1 protein-coding gene and 2 pseudogenes are annotated in these 1450 nt (G+C 70.6%); 2 read left to right on the top strand and 1 reads right to left on the bottom strand.

The features are described from left to right. Positions 1-293: 293 nt before the first annotated feature. Together O3Q52_RS53030 and O3Q52_RS53025 are read left to right on the top strand one after the other, a co-directional pair. A pseudogene (locus O3Q52_RS53030) lies at positions 294-482 on the top strand (YncE family protein); the annotation flags it as partial. A gap of 90 nt (positions 483-572) precedes the next feature. Continuing rightward, on the top strand, positions 573-1196 hold the full coding sequence (locus O3Q52_RS53025; RefSeq protein WP_269655539.1) for an ADP-ribosyltransferase: 624 nt from the start codon (positions 573-575) through the stop codon (positions 1194-1196). A 40-nt stretch (positions 1197-1236) separates the two neighbouring features. Here the strand turns inward: O3Q52_RS53025 and O3Q52_RS53020 are convergent. Then, positions 1237-1368: pseudogene (locus O3Q52_RS53020) on the bottom strand (GNAT family N-acetyltransferase); the annotation flags it as partial. Positions 1369-1450 lie beyond the last annotated feature (82 nt).

Below are 1450 nucleotides of genomic sequence, written 5' to 3'. Positions count from 1 at the left end.
CTGAGTAAGGGACGATGGGGGTCCCCCCGCTCGAGCGAAGCCGAGAGTGGGGGAGGGTAGGGGCGGCGGGGGCGAAATCCGTGCGGCAGCGACCCGCCCCACCCGCCGACCAGCCCAATCGCCACTTTTCCCCACAAGTCACCCTTAAATGGTGCGCGTGACACGTCCCGATCGTCGCGCCGCCCTCAGAACCACCGCAGACCTGGCCGCCACAGACACACCCGCCCCCTTCGTCACGCCCCCGCATCGCCCTCACCTTCCACGGCCGGAGCGACCCGGCCACCGCCCGAGCCCTGGGCGGCGTCTCGGCCGACGGCAAGGTCCTGTGGCTGTCGGGCCGTTACAACTCCGAGGTGTACGCCATCGACACCGGCACCGGTGCCCAGCTCGCCCGCATCCCGGTCGGCAACGGCCCGCACGGCCTTGCGGTGTCCCCCCGGCCGGGCCGCTGCTCCCTCGGCCACACGGGCATCTTCCGCTGAGACGGCCCCGAGGCAACGCCCGTCGGCGGCACGCCGCCGTACGAGTGAAGATCCACGGCCCGCCCCCGCAGAACCGAGATCGTGCTCCTCATGATCACAACTCGCCTGCGGCGGCGGGCCGCTGCCGTCGTCCTGTCCCTCTCGGCCGTCTTCGCGACGTCCGCGGCGACGCTCCCCGCCGACACCACGGCGAAGGCACCCACGGCCTTCGCCGCGAAGGCCGCCGCCCCCACGTGTCCCCAGTTCGCCGACCCGGTCCACGCCGCCGCGGACCACCGCGTGGAGGTCGACCGCATCACGCCCGAGCCCGTCTGGCGCAAGACCTGCGGCACGCTCTACCGCAGCGACGGCCGCGGCCCCTCGATCGTCTTCGAGCAGGGCCTCCACCCGCGGGACGTCATCAACGGCCAGTACGACATCGAGCAGTACGTCCTGGTCAACCAGCCCTCCCCGTACGTCTCCACGACGTACGACCACGACCTCTACAAGACGTGGTGGAAGAGCGGCTACAACTACTACATCGACGCTCCCGGCGGCGTGGACGTCAACAAGACCATCGGCGACACCCACAAGTGGGCCGACCAGGTCGAGGTCGCCTTCCCCGGCGGTATCGCGCGGAAGTACATCATCGGCGTCTGCCCGGTCGACAAGAAGACCAAGACCGAGATCATGAGCGACTGCGAGAGCAACCCGTACTACGAGCCCTGGCACTGAGCCCCGGCCCCCGGCCCGACACCGACTTGCCGCTCGCTCCCTAGCGGGCGATCAGCAGTGCCTCCGCCCCGACCGGACGGAACCCGGCCGCCTGGAAGGCCCGCACGCTGCGGGCGTTCCCGGCGGCCTGCTGCGCCCAGACCGGCTCGTCCCCGCTCAGATGCCGGGCGGCCACGGGAGAGCTGAAGTAGCTGAGCCTCTTCCGTGGTGGGCACGCGCGCGAAGAGCTCTTCCTTCATGTGGTCGATCTCGTA

Source organism: Streptomyces sp. ActVer (assembly GCF_027270795.1).
Taxonomy (GTDB): Bacteria; Actinomycetota; Actinomycetes; order Streptomycetales; family Streptomycetaceae; genus Streptomyces; species Streptomyces umbrinus_A.
Note: the sequence above shows the minus strand (reverse complement) of the source record. Positions and strands in the feature narration are given on the sequence as shown.